The sequence below is a fragment of the Methylophilus sp. 13 genome, assembly GCF_015354335.1.
Classification (GTDB): domain Bacteria; phylum Pseudomonadota; class Gammaproteobacteria; order Burkholderiales; family Methylophilaceae; genus Methylophilus; species Methylophilus glucosoxydans.
This window is the reverse complement of sequence record NZ_JADKYR010000005.1, coordinates 20,998-40,968: the sequence shown is the minus strand read 5'-3', so window position 1 is coordinate 40,968 and position 19,971 is coordinate 20,998. Positions and strand designations below refer to the sequence as shown.

Sequence of the window (19,971 nt, the reverse complement as noted above, 5' to 3'; positions counted from 1 at the left end):
GAGTTACTTTCTGGTGCTTGTCCCCCAGAAAGTAACCAAAGAGGACGACACCCAGCCATCAAGGCCTTCGGCTCCCTTGCGTTGCTCGACAAAATAAGCCGGTCACGAAACTCATCCTAGCAGCTCACACACTACGTGAGCTGCTGCGGGATTCGGACAGTCGCTCCCTCTACTCTTATTTTGTCTCCGCTACTCAGCGTGATGGAATGGGATTTATCTCGCCAAAGTTGCATCGTTAAAATTTGGACGGTTTGAAAATCCAATTCTTTTGTTGAAACAAATTACGGTTGCGCTCGCATGGTGTTCGGGGTCCCCATCTGCCGCGCCGAGCAACGCAGGGTTGACGGGAGCACTCGGCCATCGGCTGTTCGAGTTCCGCAGTGGCTTGCGTCTTATGCAAGCCGCCAGGGCGAGTTTCGATGGCCGCCCGGCAAGCCGAGTAGCACAGGAAACAAGCGGAAGCTGGGGTGCACTTTCTTTTGGTTACTTTATCTTTGTGCAAGCAAAGAAAAGTACCTCGCCTAGGGCGAAAAAGAATGTTCGAGTTCAAAAAACATTTCCAAGTACTTGCAGCAAATGTGGCTGTGGCGCTCGATTGTAACCAAGCCAAGTATTAACCTCGTCTAGATACCCGCCACCGCCGGAATGGCTCAGAGATAAAGAATGACCTTGAAAGCTGCATTAAAATGTAGCCTCCCTGACAAATGCTATCCAATATAAGTTGGAAACTTTTGCATCACTTCTGCAAATAGCGCGCTTTCCAACCACCCCTCTAACCATATGCGCAGTTTCGGATAAGGACTGCTGGCAAACCACTCCGCATCGACCGCTGCAAACTGCCGGATAAACGGAAAAATCGCTACATCGGCCATGCTGGCAGAATCGCCAAGCAAATAGTCATGCTGCTCTAATGCAGCTTCTAACCTCTGCAAAAACTGCTCACCTTGTTCGCGATAAACCAGTTGTGCTTGCTCGGGGTAACGGTCGGGATATTTATAGCGGTCCAGCGCTTTTTTAAAGTCACCGTCGTTGATCGTAATCAGCGCGTTGACTGCTTCAGGGTCTGCATTCAGCCAACCTTGCGGATCGCTCTGGACAAGTGCCCACTGCATAATATCCAGGCTTTGCTCTAGCACGGTGCCATCTGGCAGTTGTAATACCGGCACGGTGCCTTTGGGGGAAATCTGTAGCAAATGCGCAGGTTTCTCTCGCAGGGAAATCTCTCGCACTTCTACCTGAATATTTGCCGCCCAGATCGCCATACGGGCGCGCATGGCGTACGGGCAGCGGCGGTAGGAGTAGAGGATGGGCAATGCCATTAGAGCAAGGCTTTGCGGCAGTCTTTAATCAGTTGCGGGCCTTTATAGATGAGTCCGCTGTAGAGTTGAACCAGGCTGGCACCGGCCGCCATTTTCTCTTTGGCATCGTCGCCATTCAGAATACCACCGACGCCGATAATCGGCAGGCTGCCTTGCAAGCTGGCCGCCAGTGTTTGAATCACGCGTGTAGAACCCGCTTTTACCGGTGCGCCTGACAGCCCACCCGCCTCTTCCGAGTTTGGCAAGCCGGCCACAGCATCGCGCGACAAGGTAGTGTTGGTGGCAATCACGCCGTCCATTTGGTGCTGCATAAGCAGTTCAGCGATTTCTTGTGCTTGTTCGGTGGTTAAGTCGGGGGCGATTTTGAGCACAACGGGGACATATTTGCCATGCAGTTGCGAGAGGATTTTTTGCTCAGCTTTGAGCGTCGCGAGCAGTTGGCCCAGCGCCTCTTTTTCTTGCAGGGCGCGCAGGTTTTTGGTGTTGGGTGAGGAAATATTTACCGTGATATAGCTGGCATAGTTATACACCTTCCGCATGCAGCTCAGGTAGTCTTCAGCGGCACGGTCGTTCGGCGTATCGAAATTTTTGCCGATATTGATGCCCAGGATGCCTTTGAATTTGGACGCCTTCACATTCTGGATCAGTTGATCGACACCGAGGTTGTTAAAGCCAAAGCGGTTAATAATGGCCTCGGCTTGTGGCAAACGGAACAAGCGTGGTTTGGGGTTGCCAGGCTGCGGGCGTGGCGTGACGGTGCCCACCTCAATAAAGCCAAAGCCTAGCGCGGCCATGCCGTCAATCACAGCGGCATTTTTATCCAGCCCGGCCGCCAGGCCGACCGGGTTGGGAAACGTGAGGCCCATGACCTGCGTCGGTTGTGCAGGTAAACGGCAGGCGGCGAGCGTGAGCAGGCCGAGCTTTTCTGCACGTTTGAGCGATTGCAAAGTAATATCGTGTGCTTGCTCTGCATCCAGTTGAAACAGCAGAGGTTTAAGCATCGAGTAAACATTCATCCGTTTGATTCCTGAACTTTTAATTTTCCAACTCTATCGTTGCATTTTGCCAGCAGTGACTACTGGACAATACAGTCACCAGGTGTCGCTGACATGACTTTTGCGTTACATCAAAAACCATGATGTCATAAGGGTTCAAAATCCTCTACAGATTCATTGCGTGCAACATGATTCGCTTACTGGAGGAAACCCATGAAAATTTTGATTGATTTGTTATCGACTGACTACGGTTTAATGAGTTTTATCGTGATTGCTGTGATTTTAGTGGTCATGATTTGGGCGGGGATTTATGTCTATGTCAAAGCGCGACAATCATAAATTCTCTGCACTGACACGATACGCCGCCACTTGAACAAACCCCGCTTGCGCGGGGTTTGCGGGTTTACAGCAATACTTTCTCAATGCCACCGTTATTGGCCTTCTGGATGTAATTTTCCATCCAGTTCTCACCCAGCACGTGCTTGGCCATTTCCACCACAATATAGTCAGCTTCAATGCCAGTGTCATCACCATAGCGTGACAGACCTTGCAGGCAGCTTGGGCAAGACGTCAGGATTTTGACTGGCTGCTCGGGGGCGCCCACGGTCAAGCCCATTTTCTCCATGCCTTTTTCCAGCTCTTCCTGTTTGCGGAATTTGACCTGGGTGGCAATGTCAGGACGCGCCGCAGCAAAAGTGCCTGACTCACCGCAGCAACGGTCATTCAACGCCACCTCGGTGCCCATCAGCTTGTTGGTGACTTCCAATGGCTTGTACGTCTTCATCGGCGAGTGGCATGGGTCATGATACATATAACGCGTACCGGTCACGCTTTGCAGGCGCATGTCTTTTTCCATCAGGTACTCGTGGATGTCGAGCAGACGGCAGCCCGGGAAAATTTTCTCGAACTCGTATTTCTGCAACTGATCCATACAGGTGCCGCAAGACACGATCACGGTCTTGATATCCAGGTAGTTCAAGGTATTGGCGACACGGTGGAACAGCACGCGGTTGTCCGCCGTGATTTCCTGGCCCTTGTCGTGGTTGCCTGAGGCTGTTTGCGGGTAACCGCAGCACAGGTAGCCTGGCGGCAAGACCGTAATCGCGCCCACCTCGTACAACATGGCTTGAGTCGCCAGGCCAACGTTGGAGAACAGGCGCTCGGAGCCGCAGCCCGGGAAGTAGAACACGGCTTCGGAATCCTCGTTCACCTTTTGCGGGTTGCGGATGACCGGAATCATGGTGTCATCTTCCACGCCCAGCATGGCGCGTGAGGTCTTGGACTGCATTTTCTTCGGCATCGGCCGGTTGATGAAGTGAATCACCTGCGCCTTGATCTCTGGCTTGCCCACCGTCGCCGGTGGTGCTTTTTTGTCCTTGAGCAGGCCAAATTTCTTGGCCAGGCTGTTAGCAAGATTAATCGCCTTATAGCCCATGCCTATCATGGTTGCACGCAAGAACTTGATGGTGGCCGGATCTTTGGCATTCAGATACAGCATACCCGCAGCCGTGCCAGGGTTGAATTTCTTCTTGCCTTGCTCGCGCAGGAAGTTACGCATCTTGACGGACACATCACCAAAGTCAATATTGACCGGGCAAGGTTTTTCACAACGGTGGCAGACCGTGCAGTGGTCAGCCACATCGTTGAACTCGTCAAAGTGCTTGAGCGAAATGCCACGACGGGTTTGCTCTTCGTACAAGAAGGCCTCGATCAGCAAGGAGGTGCCGAGAATCTTGTTACGTGGGGAATACAGCAAATTGGCGCGTGGCACGTGGGTAGAACACACGGGCTTACACTTGCCGCAACGCAAGCAGTCAGAAATATCATCGGCAATCTCGCCTATGGCAGACTGCTCCATGATGATGGACTCTTGCTCGAGCAGACCAAAGCTGGGGGTATAGGCGTTTTCCAGCCCGGAACCCATCATCAGTTTGCCTTTGTTGAAACGGCCTTCGGGGTCTACCTTGGCTTTGTAAGCGGCAAAGGTATCAATGGTGGCCTGATCCAGGAACTCCATCTTGGTGATACCGATCCCATGCTCGCCAGAAATCACGCCATTGAGGCTACGTGCCAGGGCCATCACACGAGCCACAGCGGCGTGGGCGTCTTGCATCATGCCGTAGTCGTCAGAGTTAACCGGGATATTGGTATGCACGTTACCGTCACCGGCGTGCATGTGCAGCGCGATAAACACGCGGCTCTTCAACACGGTTTTCTGAATCTCATCCAGCTTGTCCAGAATCTTCTGGTATTCACGGCCAGCAAAAATATCCGCCATTGGCCGCTTGAGCTCGCGCTTCCAGGAAACGCGCAAATCGTAAGACTGCACGGCGCGGAACACATTTTCATATTGGGCATAGGCCTTGCCCATCTCGCCCAGCACGGTGACAGGCTCGTCCAGGGTATTCAAAATCAGACGCCATTTGGCACGCACATCACGCAACAACTGCAAGGCAATGTTTTGTTTGGATTTGACACCTTCGGGGTCGGAGTTGCCGTCTTCATCCGGCTGCAAAGGCAGGTCGCCAGCGACAAAGGCTTCCAGCGCATCCACCAGACGCAGCTTGTTATTGATAGACAGCTCGATATTAATCCGCTCAATGCCGTCGGAGTATTCGCCCAGGCGCGGCAATGGAATCACCACGTCTTCGTTAATCTTGAAGGCGTTGGTATGGCGGGCAATTGCCGCCGTGCGTGAACGGTCCAGCCAGAATTTTTTACGGGCCTCGGCCGAGACGGCAATAAAGCCTTCGCCGTTACGTGCATTACACATGCGCACCACGGCAGAAGCCACTTCACCGACGGCGTTTTCATCATCAGACGCGATATCGCACAACAACACCATTTTTGGCCGTTGCTGACGTGCGGCCTTGGTCGCATAGCCGACGGCTTTCACATAGCGCTCATCCATGTGCTCCAGACCGGCCATGATCACCGACGGGTCTTGCTTGGCAGTAGCGTCCAGATAATCCTTGATCTCGACAATCGCGGGCACGGCATGCGACACATTGCCAAAAAACTCCAGCGCAATGGTGCGTACATGTTTGGGCATGCGGTGCAAAATAAAGGTCGCAGAGGTAATCAGGCCGTCACAGCCCTCTTTTTGCACACCAGGCAAGCCAGACAGGAACTTGTCGGTCACGTCTTTACCCAGGCCAACCTTACGGAAGCTCGGCCCCGGAATTTCAAGAATCTCAGGCTCTGACAGCAGGTTTTTATGGTCGATGTCGTAGCGGCTGATTTTAAAGCGCGCCATGTCAATATCGTGAATTTTGCCCAGGTTGTGATCCAGACGCTCCACTTCCAGCCAGGTCGCATCTGGCGTCACCATGCGCCATGAGGCGAGGTTATCCAGCGCAGTCCCCCACAGCACGGCTTTTTTACCACCGGCGTTCATGGCGACGTTACCGCCAATGCAACAGGCATCGGCAGAGGTCGGGTCGCAGGCGAATTCCAGGCCGGCAGCCGTGGCCGCATCCATGGCGCGACGGGTCACCACACCCGCGCCGCACTCAATCGTAGCCACCTGACGGGAGACGCCGGGCAAGGTGCGCATTTGCACACCTGTGTGTTGGTCCAGTTTTTCGGTGTTGATGACTGCAGACAATGGCGTCAAAGGTACCGCGCCGCCCGTGTAACCCGTTCCGCCCCCACGTGGAATAATGGTTAGACCCAATTCGATACAGGCGCGCACCAGATAAGAGATCTCGGCTTCAGTATCCGGGTTGATCACCACAAATGGATATTCGACGCGCCAGTCGGTGGCGTCTGTCACATGTGAGACACGTGCCAAGCCATCAAACTGCACATTGTCTTTGCGAGTGTACTTGGTCAGTTTGGCCAGGGCTTTTTTGCGTAAGTCGGCCGTTTGCTTGAAATCATCGGCAAACTTCTCTACCGCTTTGGTCGCAGCAGAGACCAGTTTTTGTACTTTTTCATTGCCACCGCTACGTTCTTGAATGGCAGAAATACGATGATATAGCGCCTCGATCAAGGCCTTGCGACGCTTGGGGTTTTCCAGCAGGTCATCTTGCAGATAAGGGTTGCGTGACACCACCCACAAATCGCCCAACACCTCAAACAGCATGCGCGCACTGCGGCCTGTTTTACGCTCGGCGCGCAGCACATTGAGGATCTCCCAGATTTCTTCGCCGAGAAACCGGATGACGATTTCGCGGTCAGAGAAGGAGGTATAGTTGTACGGAATTTCGCGTAATCGTGCGAGAGGGGTAGAATTGCGCTTTAACAAATCTGCGTTGACAGGTGCGTTCATTGATAATTTATCAAAAACAAAAGTCAATTATACCATGTCGTATACAGCACAAACACGTTACACGGCCTATGGTTTTTAGCGTGCATTTTTGAGTCATCCGTTTTTTAAGAGGCTAAGTTGAAATCAATATTCAGAACATGGGGCGTAGCAATAGTTGCATTGGCGCTCATCGCAGGCCTGGTATTTGCTGTCATGCAAAAACCGCAGGCTCCAGAAGTCACCTTCACCACGCTGGATGGCCAGAAAATCAGCATGCAAAGCCTGCGCGGTAAAACGGTGCTGGTCAACTTCTGGGCAACAGACTGCTCTGGCTGCATCAAGGAGATGCCTGACCTCATCCACACTTACCAGCAGTACAAAGACAAAAACCTGGTGGTGATTGCCGTGGCGATGCCGTATGACCCGCCTGCGCAAGTGCTCAATTACACCAAGGAAAAAGCGCTGCCGTTTGCCGTCATGCATGATGGTTACGGCGAAATGGTCAAGGCGTTTGGTAATGTCAACCTGACCCCGACCACCTTTATCTTTGACGGCAACGGCAACCGCATCCAGAAAACCATAGGCGAACTTAACTTTGCCGAATTACGCAAACTCCTGAATCAGAAAGCCAGCTAAATGTTGTGGGTCAAAGCGCTACATATTATTTTTGTCACCAGTTGGTTCGCCGGCCTGTTTTACCTGCCCCGTATCTACGTCAACCTGGCGATGGAAACAGAAACTCACGCCTATGCGCGCTTGCTGCTCATGGCGCAAAAACTTTACCGTTTCATGCAGCCCCTCATGCTGCTGGCGCTCGCATTTGGCTTATGGTTATGGCTGGGTTACGGCATCACCGGCGGCTGGATGCATGCCAAACTGACCCTGGTCATCCTGCTGATTGGCTACCATCACTATTGCGGCAAACTGCTTAAACAATTTCTTGCGCAGCAAAACAAGCGTAGTCATGTCTGGTTTCGCTGGTTTAATGAAGTCCCGGTGCTGATCCTGTTCGCCGTGGTGATTCTGGTGGTCGTCAAGCCATTTTAAGCAGGTATGTTGCACGCATTATTACAATCAGATTGGCTGATAACCATGCTGGACAAGTCCGGCAAGCAGGCCGCGCACAAGCTGCTAGGCTTATTCAATATTCTGGATGACTTGCTCTCCAGCCCGCTCGCAGAGGCGCAAACCACGCCCGCGACAACATCGACCCAGCCTGGACGACTGCAGGCATACCTGAGCACACAGGCACAACTGGCAGGCGCGCGCCTGCCTGACATGCTCGCTAACCAGTTATATTTCATGGCACTCAGCGCCTGTCAGGAAAAGCTGGCACACAGACAATCCAGCGCCCTGCAACATGCAAAACAGGCAGCAAAAGCACTTATCGACGAGCAAACCAAACTGCAAATCAACTGGCTGGCCATCCGCAACTATGGCGTGGTGGCGGTGACCTTGGTCTGTGGCGTCTTGGGTGGTTATTACTGGCATATGCAGCTCGAATCAGCGTCCAGCCTCCAGACCGCAGCGGTGCATCAGCCTCCGCCCCACCCCTTATCATTCGAGGCCAGTCCCACCGAAACCGCAGCCATTTACAGCCGCCTCGAAACCATGAAACATGGCGATTGCCGACTGATCGAAGCGATTCAACTGCCAGAACGCTTGAAAAGCGTTTACATCGAAAACATCATCAATGGTCACGTCACAACCAACCGTGACGAGCAAGTACTGGTCAACCAGCTGCTTGATCAGGTGCAGTGCAATTACACGCCCAAACTGATGGCCAACTCCAGACAGTAGACTGCCTGACAATAAAACAGGCCGTCGTTGCATAACAAAAAAGCCGCCACTGCTCGTGACGGCTTTTTTACAGCAAACGCTGATTTATTGGAACAGGGTTTTAAGCTGATTCAAACCACCATCGTAAACGCCTTTAATCGCGTCAGAGGCTGCTTTTTCATCTGCAGGCGCTTTTGGCAAGAAATGGCTTTCCCACACCACCACAGACTTGCCATCCCCATTGCTATGCACACTCACGGTGGATGCGTAGTCATTCACAGGCAACACGCCATCAGTGATTTTGTAGCCATAGCTTTTCTGTTTTGGATTGTAAGCAGTCAGTGTTTCATTCACTTTGCCGCCATCCTTGAGCGTCAACACGCGCTTGGCGCCCACGCTGTTATTTTTACCCGAAACGATCTCGGTTTTCGCTACAGCGGGATGCCAGGCACCCAAATCGCCAAAGTCAGAGACTTTTTTCCAGACCACGTCTACCGGCTGATTCAGCTCCACAGATTTAACGACATACAGTGGCTCGGCCGCAAATGCCGTGCTTGAGAGGGCGAACAGGCTAGCTAATAATAATTGACGCATGATTTTCTCCTTGTTGTAGATGAAGTACATTGTAAATAAATTGACCATAAATGTATACTATACGGTATAGTATATTTAACACGACAAGCAAAGTCAAACAATAGGATTTGTTCCCTGGCTGAAAGTTCTGGGGGTATACAAACTTGTATAGGGTGTTATAATTTTAGGCATGAATGCGCTTAAGCAAAAAATTTTGCAGGTATCGACGGATCTGTTCCAGACGCGTGGCATTAATTCCACGGGGGTAGACACGATTGTGGCTGTCGCAGGCACCACCAAAATGACGCTTTATAAGTATTTTGAAAACAAGGAAGAACTGATCCTGGCCGTGTTGCAACAGAGCCATCAGGACTTTCAGGACTGGATGAATGAAAAACTGGGCGGCCTTGGTGGCAGCCCAAATGAAAAAATCCAGAAACTGTTTGAGTTTATTGAAGAGTGGGTGACTTCCCCCTCGTTCACCGGGATCGCTTTTATCAAGGCTTCCGCCGAGTTCCCCAATGAAGAAAACCGGATTCATCAGCTGTCTTCGCAACAGTCCCGTGAATTCAGGCAATTTATTACCAAGCTGGCACAAGAAGCCAATATCAAAGATGCCGAAGGCCTGGCGCTGCAACTCTCCATTCTGTTTGAAGGTGCCGTACAGGCCGAGCAAATCAAACGCGGCTCAGGCGCCATCAAGTCTGCCAAAAAGGCCGCCAAAACGCTGATTGATCTGGCCATCAAGCAGTCGTGACCACTCTTCGCCGCTCGTAACACTTGCCACACTGCTGGCGCACAGCAATAATAGCCCTACTTTTATCCAACCCCGTGTTCACTTAATGAAAATTCTTATTTGCGGCTCACTCGCCTACGACACCATCATGGTGTTCCCTGACCAGTTTAAAAATCATATTCTGGCAGACAAAATCCATAAACTGAGCGTGGCATTTCTGGTCCCTGAAATGCGCCGCGAATTTGGCGGCACCGCGGGCAATATTGCCTACAACCTGCAATTGCTCGAAGGCCAGCCGCAGATCATGGCGACAACCGGGGATGACTTTGCCCCCTATGAGGCATGGCTGAACCAACATCATATTGATACGCAGCACATCAAGGCGATTGCCGGCACCTACACTGCTCAAGCATTTATCACCACCGACATGGATGATAACCAGATTACCGCGTTTCACCCCGGGGCCATGCAATATGCGCATACCAACAGCGTGAACGACGCCAAAGATATTGCCTTGGCTATCATTGCCCCGGATGGTCGCGATGCCATGTTCCAGCACGCAAAAGAGTGCCATGAGGCCGGGATTCCCTTCATGTTTGATCCGGGCCAGGGCTTGCCGATGTTTAATGGCGAAGAGCTCATGCACTTTATTGAAATGGCTGACTATCTGGCAGTGAACGATTACGAGTCTCAAGTCATCCAAGACAAAACAGGGCTCAGTCTGGAACAACTGGCGGCCAAGGTCAAAGCCTTGATTGTGACCCTGGGTAGCGAGGGCTCGCATATTTATGCTGATGGTCAACGCCATGACATTCCGTGCGTTAGAGCAGATAAGGTTGTAGACCCAACAGGATGTGGCGATGCTTACCGTGCTGGCCTGCTGTATGGCATTGTGCGTGGCTGGGACTGGAAAGCCTGTGGCCGGCTGGCGTCTACCATGGGCGCGATCAAGATTGCGAGCCGTGGCGGGCAAAATCATCAGCCGAGCCGGGCCGAGATTGAAAACATTTACAGTCACGCCCTGGTACAGGATGCCTTGAAAGAGGATCCTAGTCTGGGCCAGGCTACCCATTAAAAGAAGCTTGTTCAATATTGGAGAAAAAAATGAAAACACGTGTATTGCAATGGCTTGCTGTCGTATTGGTCACCGGCATTCTGGCCGCGTGCGCGAGCTCTAACTCTGGTAGTGTGTATTCGCGTGATGAAGCACGCAGAGCACAAACGGTGAAAACCGGGGTAGTGGAAAGCGTGCGTGCCGTCAAACTTGAAGGCACCAAGTCCCCTGTCGGCACGATTGCAGGGGGGGCAATTGGTGGGATTGCTGGCAGCTCAGTGGGCGGTGGTCGCGGCAGCGCGATTGCAGCTGTCATTGGTGCCGTCGCCGGTGGCCTGGCTGGTTCAGCCGCCGAAGAAGCCGTTACCCGCAAAAACGCACTGGAAATCACCGTCAAACTGGATGGCGGCGGCCTGGTGGCCATCGTGCAGGAAGCGGACGAACAGTTTAATGCGGGCGACCGTGTACGCATCGTTGAAAACGGCGGCACCTCACGCGTTTCCCACTAACAGAAGCTGGCGTTAAGCGCCGCATGGCAACCATCCCCTTCTGGGGTGTGGTCCTTAAAAAGAGCAGCCTAGGCTGCTCTTTTTATTAGTGCATGGGGCATGTCCGCCACCATAGTCAACGTCACAGAATTGTCATGTGAACGTCACCAATCATTCATGTGACACTTCTAATATCACCCTAAACCTCAACCAAGGAGTCGCGTGATGTTAGAACGCAATTTGCAGGAACATGGCCTATATCAAGCCGAAATTCAGCCAACGACCGAGAACAACCGTAAAGTCAACTCAACGCTGAGTGTTGCTCTGGCAACAACCGCAGAAGAAATCATGGAAGCGCAACGCCTGCGCTATCAGGTGTTTGCTGAAGAAATGGGCGCGCAGATCAAGAGCCAGAATGGTCTTGATGTAGACGGCTTCGATGCCTTTTGCGATCACTTGCTGGTCCGCGATGATGCCACGCAGCAAGTGGTGGGCACTTACCGCATCCTGAACCCGATGCAGGCCATGCTGGCAGGCGGTTACTACTCTGCCGGAGAGTTTGATTTGAGTCGTCTGGCCCCCTTGTCTGACCGGATGGTAGAAGTGGGCCGCGCCTGTGTGCATGCCGATTACCGCACCGGTGGCACCATCACCATGTTGTGGGCAGGCCTGGCCAAATACATGATGGCCCGTCAGTATGAATACATGATTGGTTGCGCCAGTATTTCCATGCACGATGGTGGCCACACCGCTGCCTCGCTGTTCAACAGCCTGCGCGAAGACTATCTGTCTCCCGCGGAATATCGTGTGTTTCCGCACCATCCATTGCCGATCGAGGCCCTGGATCAGTCACTCGAAGTGACCTGCCCACCATTGGTGAAAGGCTATTTGCGCCTGGGGGCTTATATTTGTGGCGAACCTGCCTGGGATCCGGCTTTTAATACGGCCGATATGCTGGTATTGTTACCTTTATCCAGAATCAATCCCAGATATGCTGCGCATTTCTTGAAATAACTTGCCAAAAACAAATTTTCTTACCTTCTGCTGGCGCACCGCCCGCATTTTTCTCCACACACTCACCGGACTCACATTGGCAACGCTCGTGTTGCCTGTGTGTGGCCGTCGTGGCCGCGAGCAGCTGATTCGCTGGTGGTGTGCCAAACTATTGCGCTGTTTTAACCTGCAGTTATCGGTGAGCGGCGTACGCCCGGCGCCGCAGTCCAAGCATGTGCTGTTTGTTGCCAACCATATTTCCTGGTCAGATATCCATGCCTTGAACAGCCTGATTCCAGTGCGTTTTGTCGCAAAAGTTGAAATTAAGGATTGGCCAGTGTTTGGCTATCTGGTCAAAAAGTCTGGCACCATTTTTATTAACCGGACACGCCAACGTGATGCGGCACGCGTGCTGAAAGTAGTCACGCAGGCGATGAAACTGGGGGACAATCTGTGCGTGTTTCCCGAAGGCACCACCACCGATGGACAGCAAGTATTACCGTTTAAAAGTAGCCTGATTCAGGCCGCGATTGATGCAGAGGCGACGGTGATCCCGATTGCGATCCACTATCCCATGCCTGACGGCAGCCCTAACCTGGCGGCAGCGTATGCCGGCGAAACCAGCATGATCGAATCCATGCTGTCTTTTCTGAACATGCAGTCACCCAAAGTGCATTTGCATTTTTGTACGCCGATAGAGGCGCGCCTGCTGGACCGGCAAACGCTGGCCAGCCAGGCAAGAAATGAAATCATGGCGCGCTTACCCTGGGCGACCGTGCCTGAAACCGTCAGCGAACCAGCGGTGCAAAAGCAAGCCTGACTGTGATGGCTCAGCCCATCGTTAGACATATGCCTGCCAGGCCGTTTTAAGCAGCAAAAGCGTCACAACTGCCACAAACACCCGGCGCACCAGCGTGGTTCCATGCTTTAGCGCCAGTGCACTGCCTAACAGGCTGCCCGCGATATTGGCGGCCGCCATGGCCAAGCCCAGTTGCCACCAGACTGCACCGCTCCAGCCCAGCACCGCTAACGTTGCCAGATTCGTACTGGCGTTTAACACTTTAGCAGAGGCAGAAGCATGCAAAAAATCCTGGCCGAGAAAACGCACCAGCATAAAAATAAAAAAGCTGCCGGTGCCTGGTCCAAAGAAACCGTCATACCAGCCGATGCTGACCCCAATGGCCAACGCAATCATCCATCGCTGCCGCACACTGTGGCCCCGGGCACCCTGTTCGACCCCAAACTGCGGAGACTTGAGCGTATACACCAACACCAGCAACAACACCGCTGGCAATAGCTTGCGCAAAAAATCTGGCGCGACCCAGGTCAAGGTCCATGCCCCCAGGCAAGCGCCTAAAAATGCAGCCAGCGTTGCAGGGACTAACCAGGCCCAATCCAGACGCACATGCCGACTATAGCGCCAGGCGGCAACACTGGTGCCAAACACGCTGGAACATTTATTGGTGCCAAGCAACAGCACGGGCGCGGTATTCGGAAAGCTGGTTAGCAAAGCGGGGACGGTCACCAGTCCACCGCCGCCCACCATGGCATCCACCACGCCCGCCCCAAAAGCGGCCAGGATCACCCACCAGAGCTCCACCCCCGTCTCCGGACTAATCGCCACCCAGGCCGGGCGGCTGATCACGCGGATCCAGCGCCACCTGCGTCGCCTCGCCAGTGTCCAGGGCGTATGCCGTCAGTTCTCGCCCCCATAAACAACCGGTGTCCAGCGCGATCACGCCATGCGCTTGATACAGGCCCAACGCCGACCAGTGCCCACACAGGATGGGCTGCTTGGCCTGGGCGGACTGGCGACCGGCCGCCTGAAACCAGGGCAGATACCCGGCCGGTAGCTCAGACAGTTCGCCTTTAAACGCAAACTCCATCGCGCCAGCCGCATCCACCACACGCATGCGGGTCAGCGCATTGGTAATCGCCCGCAAGCGGTCCATGCCGGTCAAGTCCGCGTGCCAGGCGGCAGGCTGATTACCGTACATCTGTTGCAAAAAGCCCAGATAGTCGGGCGATTGCAACACCGCCTCAACCTCGGCAGCCAGCGCCTTGGCTTGCAGCAACGACCACTGCGGATACAAGCCGGCATGTATCATGGCATAGTCATCTTCCAGCACCATCAATGGTTGATGCCGCAACCAGTGCAATAACGCTTCGCCATCCTCGGCTGCCAATAAAGGCGCTAAAGTGTCAAAGCGATGCGGTGGCCGCACGGCGTGTGCGACGGCAATGGCATGCAAATCATGGTTACCCAGCACCACCTTGATATGCTCGCGATGCGCATATAACCAGCGCAATACCGGTAGTGATCCCGTGCCGCGGTTGATCAAATCGCCAACCAGCCACAACTGGTCGCGCCCAGGCGCAAAGTTTAGCTTTGCCAGCAACTGCATAAAAGAATGATAGCAACCTTGCAGGTCGCCAATTGCGTATCTCGCCATGGCTATGCACCTATCTGAAATCGATTTACGGGCACTGCTACACACACAACTTCCGTCGCAATACGGCGTTGCTCATCAAGAAATTTCTCCTGCCATATCAACTATATGCAGCATCAAATTTTTTCATGCGCGCCTTGTCTGGCTTAGCGATTTGAAGGTGTAGAAGCGCCCTGACCAATAAAAAAGCCGCTTGAGATTCAAGCGGCTTATCGCAATATTGCTGTTTATTTTTTCAAGCTGGCAGGATCAAATTTGGCCCCTGCCTGATTCGCCATATAGGCCACCGCATCCGCGACTTCGTGGTCAGTCAACTCTGCGTTACCGCCGCGCGCTGGCATGCTACGAATCCCTTCGATGGCATGTTTTACCAAGGTTTCATAGCCTTGTGCAATACGTGGACCCCAGTCACCGGCATTACCGATTTTTGGCGCACCCAAGGCACCCACACCGTGGCAAGCGATACACACGCCTTTAACAATCTCTTCACCGCTCTTTTCAACGTGCGCGCCACCTGCTTCAGCCACGGCCACTGTCGCAACCGGGGCAATATTGGCCAGCACTTTTTGCTCTGCTGCTTCAGCCGCTTCTTTGCTTGGGGCCGCTTTTTCGGCACCAAACACGCCAAAAAGATATGCCAGCAGCGAAACCAGCAATGTGAAAGCAATAATGGCGCCTGGAATGGCAATAATTAACTCTTTAATGCTTGAACTCTGATTGTAACCCGACATATCTGCATCCCGTTGCGTTAGAAAAATTTTCCACGTGATTATAGCGCAGAACCGCCAGACAGGAAACGCGCACCGGTATTTACTGCCATGCAAAACAAACAGCCGGGCTGATTCCCAGACCCGGCTGACATTCGCACAGATAAAACCGTACTACTTTTGTCGACGACGCAACATCGCCAATGAGAGCAAGCCCATCCCCAGCATCGCTGCGGAGCCGGGTTCAGGGACAGCACTGACCTTGAACAAGGAAGTGGTGTTGGAGCTTTCATTCGAGAACGCCAGGAAAATCTGTCCGGCTTTTTCAAACGCAACCAAGCCTTCTGGCGCTTTGTCGCCGTCTGAGACAATCATATCAATAAAGCTGACTTTGGTAGGATCAGTGATATCAAACAGCGCTACGGCCCCTTTTAGAGTTCGCTCCAAACCGATAGCAGCGATGGTACGGCCACCCAGGGTAAACAAGTCCACACCTTCTGGCTCAACCCCTTTGTCGCGGCTACGGGCGTCATCATAAATCCCACGTGCAAAAGCTTCTTTATCAAGGATATCGCCACTGTCGTAAACCAGACTACCATCGGCATTACGGATGCTGAAAGAACGCGCGCCCGCGGCGTACAGATCGCCTGCAGATGAATCGGTGTTTGATACGCGGATATTGGCCAAATCCCCAGTCGCGCCTAATGAACTGGCATTAGAACGATCGCCATCATCCTCACGGAAATCACCTTCGTTCGCAGTCACCAAGTAGTCCTTGCCAGCGACGTTGTAAGTCGCGATCCCGTCAGGCATGTACAACCCTTTTACGTTGGCACTAATAAAATTAACGCTACCATTGTTAAGCGGGTCTATGCTGTTGCCTGGCAGGCTGAAGTCTTTGGCACCCAAGCCAACCACCTGGGTAAACGAATTGGTGTGCATATCCAAAATGCCGATGGCATTCGCCTCTTGAAGGGTCACGTAAGCCTTGCTGCCATCTGCACTGACGGCAATATACTCAGGCTCATAATCCATGCCAGTATTATTGCGAATATGGCTACCAGAAGTAGGCACTCCAGACAACGTGGCAGTGGCCGCCACGCTACGCTTGGCTACATCAATAATAGTCACGCTACCGACTGGATCATTGGCTGCCGGATTGAATACGCGTGGCACCGTGCTGCCTTTACGTGTGCCATACACATCTGGGGTTCCTTCATTGGCAACCAAAATCTTGCTGCCATCCGGCGTAAAAGTCAGCATATCTGGCAATGCACCGACCGTAAATGTGTTAGTCCCAGACGCAAGGCTTCTGGTTGTGGTGTTATATAACTGCACGATCCCCGGTTGAGTACGTGCACTGTTTTCGATGGCAAATGCCGCCATGCCATTGCTGATGCTGACGCTATTGATGTTACCGAAGCTACTGGTGTCAATATGCTGCACCAGGCTGCCAGTAGCCGCATTCAAAACATCTACGCCTTTGACGCCTGCGACCCATAAAGTATTGGTCATGGCATCAAATGCCGGAATTTCAGACAAATAACCACTCCCACTATGGCTAAAGGTCCATTCTTTGCTAATCTGGTAACTGGTTGCAGCCTCAGCCACGCCCATGCTGCCCACTAGCAAGCCAATCATTAAAGTCATTTTTTTCATGTGTATACTCTCCTCATAAAGTGAGAAAAGCATAGGCATCATGCATGACAAATCCTTGACAGTTAAATGTCAATCAAATGAAAACGGACTAGTCATTTAAAATCAAACCGCGCTGAAATTACAACCTCGCATAAGCGTAGTTTTGCGGATACACCACTTTTTCCCGTGCATCAGTCCAGATAATGTCGCAGCTATCATCATCCATATGCACCATGCGGCCATTACGGTCTACGCAATACTCGCCACAGACGATGCGCTCAACAATTTCATAGCCCTGCGCAATACGGGTGTAATCAAACAAAATGGAGCGGATCACGGTACTGTCGCGCTGGATATGGCAACCCGAGTTAATCCAGGTTGGGCCAACAATGCGGGTATTTTTATCAATCCGGCTACCAGAACCAATGTATACCGGCCCCTCAATCTGCGTGTGCTCCCAGTCAATATGCACATTGAGGCCCACCCACACACCCGGTTTCACCTGCGTGCCCGGAATCGGCATCGACGGGAAGAAGCCTTGCATCATTTGCTGCATCACCAGCCAGTAATCGGTCACCACGCCAATATCAATCCAGTTAAACGGATGCTGGATCGCATAAAACGGCAAGCCTTTTTGCACCAATAATGGAAACAAATCCGAGCCAATATCAAACTCGCTGCCAGAAGGGATCAAGTCCAGCACCTCCGGCTCAAAAATATAAATGCCAGTGCTCGCCCAGTTAGAGCGCGCCTCCAGCTGGCTAGGCTTCTCCTGAAACGAAATAATGCGCCCTTCATTGTTGGTCACCACCACGCCATAGCCAGACACCTTGTCCATAGACACCTGCATGGTCACCAGGCTCGCCAGTGCGCCTTTTTCCTTGTGCTCTTTCACCGCACGCGTAATGTCCAGGTCAATAATCGCATCCCCGCACAACACGATCGTCGTTTCATCAAAAAAACCGCTAAAGTCCTGAATCTTGCGCATGCCACCGGCTGAGCCCACTGCATGCGGCACCACCTGGCCATCCACAATATCCCCCTCAAACGAGTAGCCGATATTCACGCCAAAACGATGACCATCCTCAAAGTAATCCTGAATCTTTTTGTGCAGATAACTGACATTGACCATAATATCCGCCACCCCATGCAATGCCAGGTGCTCCACCAGATAAGCCATCACCGGCTTGCCCAGCACCGGAATCATCGGCTTGGGTAAATCATAAGTCAGTGGCCGAACGCGAGTGCCCTTCCCCGCTGCTAAAATCATGGCTTTCATCGTGCTATATCCTCATATGTTTAGATTTATCAGCCAAGCATAGTCACGCTCTATGACACGATTATTGCAACCTTTAGTACGCTCCCCGGGTCAAGGCAAGGTGAGCGCTACCCCCCTGCCCGCCAAACGACTGCCGCTTTTTTAGTGATGCTTACTAAAAGCCCAGGCATTTGGGCTATGATTTAAGCGTTTCAAATGCAACCACAAACATAACGCCTGCCCTGCCCCACATGATTTATTTAAATGTTTTCCTCATTGCCTTCATCGCATTTGCAATCAGTATGGTTTGCGGCGGCGGAGCAGGCCTGCTACTGATCCCCATTCTGGGCCACGTGCTCCCGGCGTCTCAGGTGCCAGCGGCGCTATCGGTAGGCACCTCAGTGAGTTCACTGACCAAGCTCTATTTGTTCTTCCAGCACATTAACTGGCGCATCGTCAGGCACTTTCTGCCCCTCGCCTTACTGGGGGTGATCGTCGGCGCCTGGCTACTCAGCTACCTGGCGCCGATGTACATCGAGCTGTGCATGGCCATTTTTCTGGTCTGCAACCTGCCCTACCTCTTCAAAAAAACCGCCGCCCCCAGTGCAGACAAACCCGCGCTATCCAACCACTTTCTTAAATTCATCGGTTTTCTCGCAGGCTTTATCTCCGCCCTCACCGGCGCAGTCGGCGTCTTGTTCAATGGTGTTTACCTCAGATACGGGCTCAGCAAAGAAGAAATCATCGCCACCCGCGCAGCCAATGAGATTTTTCTGCACATCGTCAAACTGGGCCTATATGCCTATTTCGGATTATTTACGCTAAAAGCACTAACCATCGGCTTGCTTGTTGCCATTGCCGCCGTCGCAGCCACCTACCTGATGAAATACGTGCTGCCTAAAATCTCCATCAGCCTCTTCAGCAAAGTTGGCTACGGTGCCATGGTCTTGTCAGGCGTCGTCTTGCTCAACAGTGCCATCATCCGCATTCAAGAAGCACATGACCCCAACGTACATATCGTCCGCGTCTCCAAGGGCTATGACGCCACGCTAAACTGGGATGATTTAATCTACACCATCGAGTTCAAATACGGCGAAGGCTTTGAATTTGAAAGGATTATTCCATTCACAGCGCTGGACGCGCCAAGACAAGCCCATGTAAACGCGCAGAATATAGGCGCTGACAAGATTGTCATTGAAAAAGTCTACTCTCTGAAGAAAATCTCATACGAAGCCTATTACTACAGAGGCGAAACTAACTTGATCAAAAAGATCAAGTTTAAGTAACAGCGAGAAACGCTTTGAATCAAACACACCTAAAAATTGAGCGGCGACAAGCGAAGCCAGCCGCACTTAATTTGATATAATGGCAGGATTGCGCCCGTAGCTCAGCTGGATAGAGTATTGGTTTCCGAAGCCAAGGGTCGTGGGTTCGACTCCCGCCGGGCGCACCACATAATCATTTAAAATCAATGAGTTAAAATATAAATTAATTGCACTTCATTGCACACTATTGCACAGTTAAGCACACTTATTGTGCCAGATTTGTGCCATAACAATGCTAGACATTGGTATGTTTTTCAAGTACATTAACCCTAATGCACTGGGGAAACGTAAGAAGATCTTCGTAAAAAAACAAAGTTTAAAATTTGATCGCAAACAAATTTTATTCAACATAACGAAGGCGCGCGCTGTCCAGTATTCACTTATTCTATAAGCGAGCATAGTTA

General features: G+C 52.3%; 19 protein-coding genes and 1 tRNA gene. 11 read left to right on the top strand and 9 right to left on the bottom strand.

The window, feature by feature from the left end; translation table 11 throughout:
• Positions 1-707 precede the first annotated feature (707 nt).
• Both INP77_RS12755 and INP77_RS12750 read right to left on the bottom strand, forming a co-directional pair.
• Complete coding sequence (locus INP77_RS12755) at positions 708-1,319, bottom strand: glutathione S-transferase (protein ID WP_194749454.1); 612 nt, start codon at positions 1,317-1,319, stop codon at positions 708-710.
• A complete protein-coding gene (locus INP77_RS12750) occupies positions 1,319-2,335 on the bottom strand; it encodes a quinone-dependent dihydroorotate dehydrogenase (protein ID WP_194749453.1) in 1,017 nt (338 codons plus the stop codon). Before INP77_RS12750 ends, INP77_RS12755 begins: the two co-directional genes overlap by 1 nt.
• 192 nt (positions 2,336-2,527) lie before the next feature.
• Here INP77_RS12750 and INP77_RS12745 point away from each other — a divergent pair, with 192 nt between their 5' ends.
• Positions 2,528-2,653: a DUF3149 domain-containing protein gene (locus INP77_RS12745; RefSeq protein ID WP_194749452.1), complete on the top strand. Its 126-nt coding sequence runs from the start codon at positions 2,528-2,530 to the stop codon at positions 2,651-2,653.
• 64 nt (positions 2,654-2,717) lie between these two features.
• On the opposite strand, the gene INP77_RS12740 is transcribed toward INP77_RS12745, so the two are convergent.
• Positions 2,718-6,587 (bottom strand): DUF3683 domain-containing protein, encoded by a 3,870-nt coding sequence (locus INP77_RS12740; protein ID WP_194749451.1) that lies wholly within the window; start codon positions 6,585-6,587, stop codon positions 2,718-2,720.
• A gap of 117 nt (positions 6,588-6,704) precedes the next feature.
• Between INP77_RS12740 and INP77_RS12735 the strand changes: the two genes are divergently transcribed.
• The 3 genes from INP77_RS12735 to INP77_RS12725 are packed head-to-tail and all read left to right on the top strand — an operon-like array spanning position 6,705 to position 8,366.
• Complete coding sequence (locus INP77_RS12735) at positions 6,705-7,202, top strand: TlpA disulfide reductase family protein (protein WP_194749450.1); 498 nt, start codon at positions 6,705-6,707, stop codon at positions 7,200-7,202.
• The gene (locus INP77_RS12730) at positions 7,203-7,613 is read left to right on the top strand and encodes a CopD family protein (RefSeq protein WP_194749449.1); all 411 of its coding nucleotides are present in this window, start codon (positions 7,203-7,205) and stop codon (positions 7,611-7,613) included.
• Between the two features lie 6 nt (positions 7,614-7,619).
• A complete protein-coding gene (locus INP77_RS12725; protein ID WP_194749448.1) occupies positions 7,620-8,366 on the top strand; it encodes a hypothetical protein in 747 nt (248 codons plus the stop codon).
• A gap of 84 nt (positions 8,367-8,450) precedes the next feature.
• On the opposite strand, the gene INP77_RS12720 is transcribed toward INP77_RS12725, so the two are convergent.
• The gene (locus tag INP77_RS12720) at positions 8,451-8,939 is read right to left on the bottom strand and encodes an SRPBCC family protein (RefSeq protein ID WP_194749447.1); all 489 of its coding nucleotides are present in this window, start codon (positions 8,937-8,939) and stop codon (positions 8,451-8,453) included.
• 169 nt (positions 8,940-9,108) lie between these two features.
• Here INP77_RS12720 and INP77_RS12715 point away from each other — a divergent pair, with 169 nt between their 5' ends.
• The 5 genes from INP77_RS12715 to INP77_RS12695 all read left to right on the top strand — a co-directional run bounded on the left by INP77_RS12715 (position 9,109) and on the right by INP77_RS12695 (position 13,009).
• Positions 9,109-9,675 carry a TetR/AcrR family transcriptional regulator gene (locus INP77_RS12715; protein WP_194749446.1) on the top strand — a complete coding sequence of 189 codons (567 nt, stop codon included), beginning with the start codon at positions 9,109-9,111 and terminating at the stop codon, positions 9,673-9,675.
• Between the two features lie 85 nt (positions 9,676-9,760).
• Entirely contained in the window at positions 9,761-10,729 is a 969-nt protein-coding gene (locus INP77_RS12710) for a carbohydrate kinase family protein (RefSeq protein ID WP_194749445.1), read from the top strand.
• A gap of 29 nt (positions 10,730-10,758) precedes the next feature.
• Positions 10,759-11,217 (top strand): glycine zipper 2TM domain-containing protein, encoded by a 459-nt coding sequence (locus tag INP77_RS12705; RefSeq protein ID WP_194749444.1) that lies wholly within the window; start codon positions 10,759-10,761, stop codon positions 11,215-11,217.
• A gap of 204 nt (positions 11,218-11,421) precedes the next feature.
• Entirely contained in the window at positions 11,422-12,210 is a 789-nt protein-coding gene (locus tag INP77_RS12700) for a GNAT family N-acetyltransferase (protein ID WP_194749443.1), read from the top strand.
• A 76-nt stretch (positions 12,211-12,286) separates the two neighbouring features.
• Positions 12,287-13,009 carry a 1-acyl-sn-glycerol-3-phosphate acyltransferase gene (locus INP77_RS12695; protein WP_228518927.1) on the top strand — a complete coding sequence of 241 codons (723 nt, stop codon included), beginning with the start codon at positions 12,287-12,289 and terminating at the stop codon, positions 13,007-13,009.
• Between the two features lie 21 nt (positions 13,010-13,030).
• On the opposite strand, the gene INP77_RS12690 is transcribed toward INP77_RS12695, so the two are convergent.
• The 5 genes from INP77_RS12690 to INP77_RS12670 all read right to left on the bottom strand — a co-directional run bounded on the left by INP77_RS12690 (position 13,031) and on the right by INP77_RS12670 (position 18,263).
• Entirely contained in the window at positions 13,031-13,834 is an 804-nt protein-coding gene (locus INP77_RS12690; RefSeq protein ID WP_368667944.1) for a sulfite exporter TauE/SafE family protein, read from the bottom strand.
• Positions 13,803-14,642, bottom strand: coding sequence for a symmetrical bis(5'-nucleosyl)-tetraphosphatase (locus tag INP77_RS12685; RefSeq protein WP_194749442.1), 840 nt, complete (start codon positions 14,640-14,642; stop codon positions 13,803-13,805). The genes INP77_RS12690 and INP77_RS12685 overlap by 32 nt, the downstream gene beginning before the upstream one ends.
• 224 nt (positions 14,643-14,866) lie before the next feature.
• On the bottom strand, positions 14,867-15,370 hold the full coding sequence (locus INP77_RS12680; RefSeq protein WP_194749441.1) for a cytochrome c5 family protein: 504 nt from the start codon (positions 15,368-15,370) through the stop codon (positions 14,867-14,869).
• Between the two features lie 150 nt (positions 15,371-15,520).
• Positions 15,521-17,005 carry a choice-of-anchor I family protein gene (locus INP77_RS12675; protein WP_194749440.1) on the bottom strand — a complete coding sequence of 495 codons (1,485 nt, stop codon included), beginning with the start codon at positions 17,003-17,005 and terminating at the stop codon, positions 15,521-15,523.
• 118 nt (positions 17,006-17,123) lie between these two features.
• Positions 17,124-18,263 carry a sugar phosphate nucleotidyltransferase gene (locus INP77_RS12670; RefSeq protein WP_194749439.1) on the bottom strand — a complete coding sequence of 380 codons (1,140 nt, stop codon included), beginning with the start codon at positions 18,261-18,263 and terminating at the stop codon, positions 17,124-17,126.
• A 230-nt stretch (positions 18,264-18,493) separates the two neighbouring features.
• Here INP77_RS12670 and INP77_RS12665 point away from each other — a divergent pair, with 230 nt between their 5' ends.
• Together INP77_RS12665 and INP77_RS12660 are read left to right on the top strand one after the other, a co-directional pair.
• Entirely contained in the window at positions 18,494-19,528 is a 1,035-nt protein-coding gene (locus tag INP77_RS12665; protein WP_194749438.1) for a sulfite exporter TauE/SafE family protein, read from the top strand.
• A gap of 90 nt (positions 19,529-19,618) precedes the next feature.
• Positions 19,619-19,695: transfer RNA gene (locus INP77_RS12660), tRNA-Arg, on the top strand.
• Positions 19,696-19,971 lie beyond the last annotated feature (276 nt).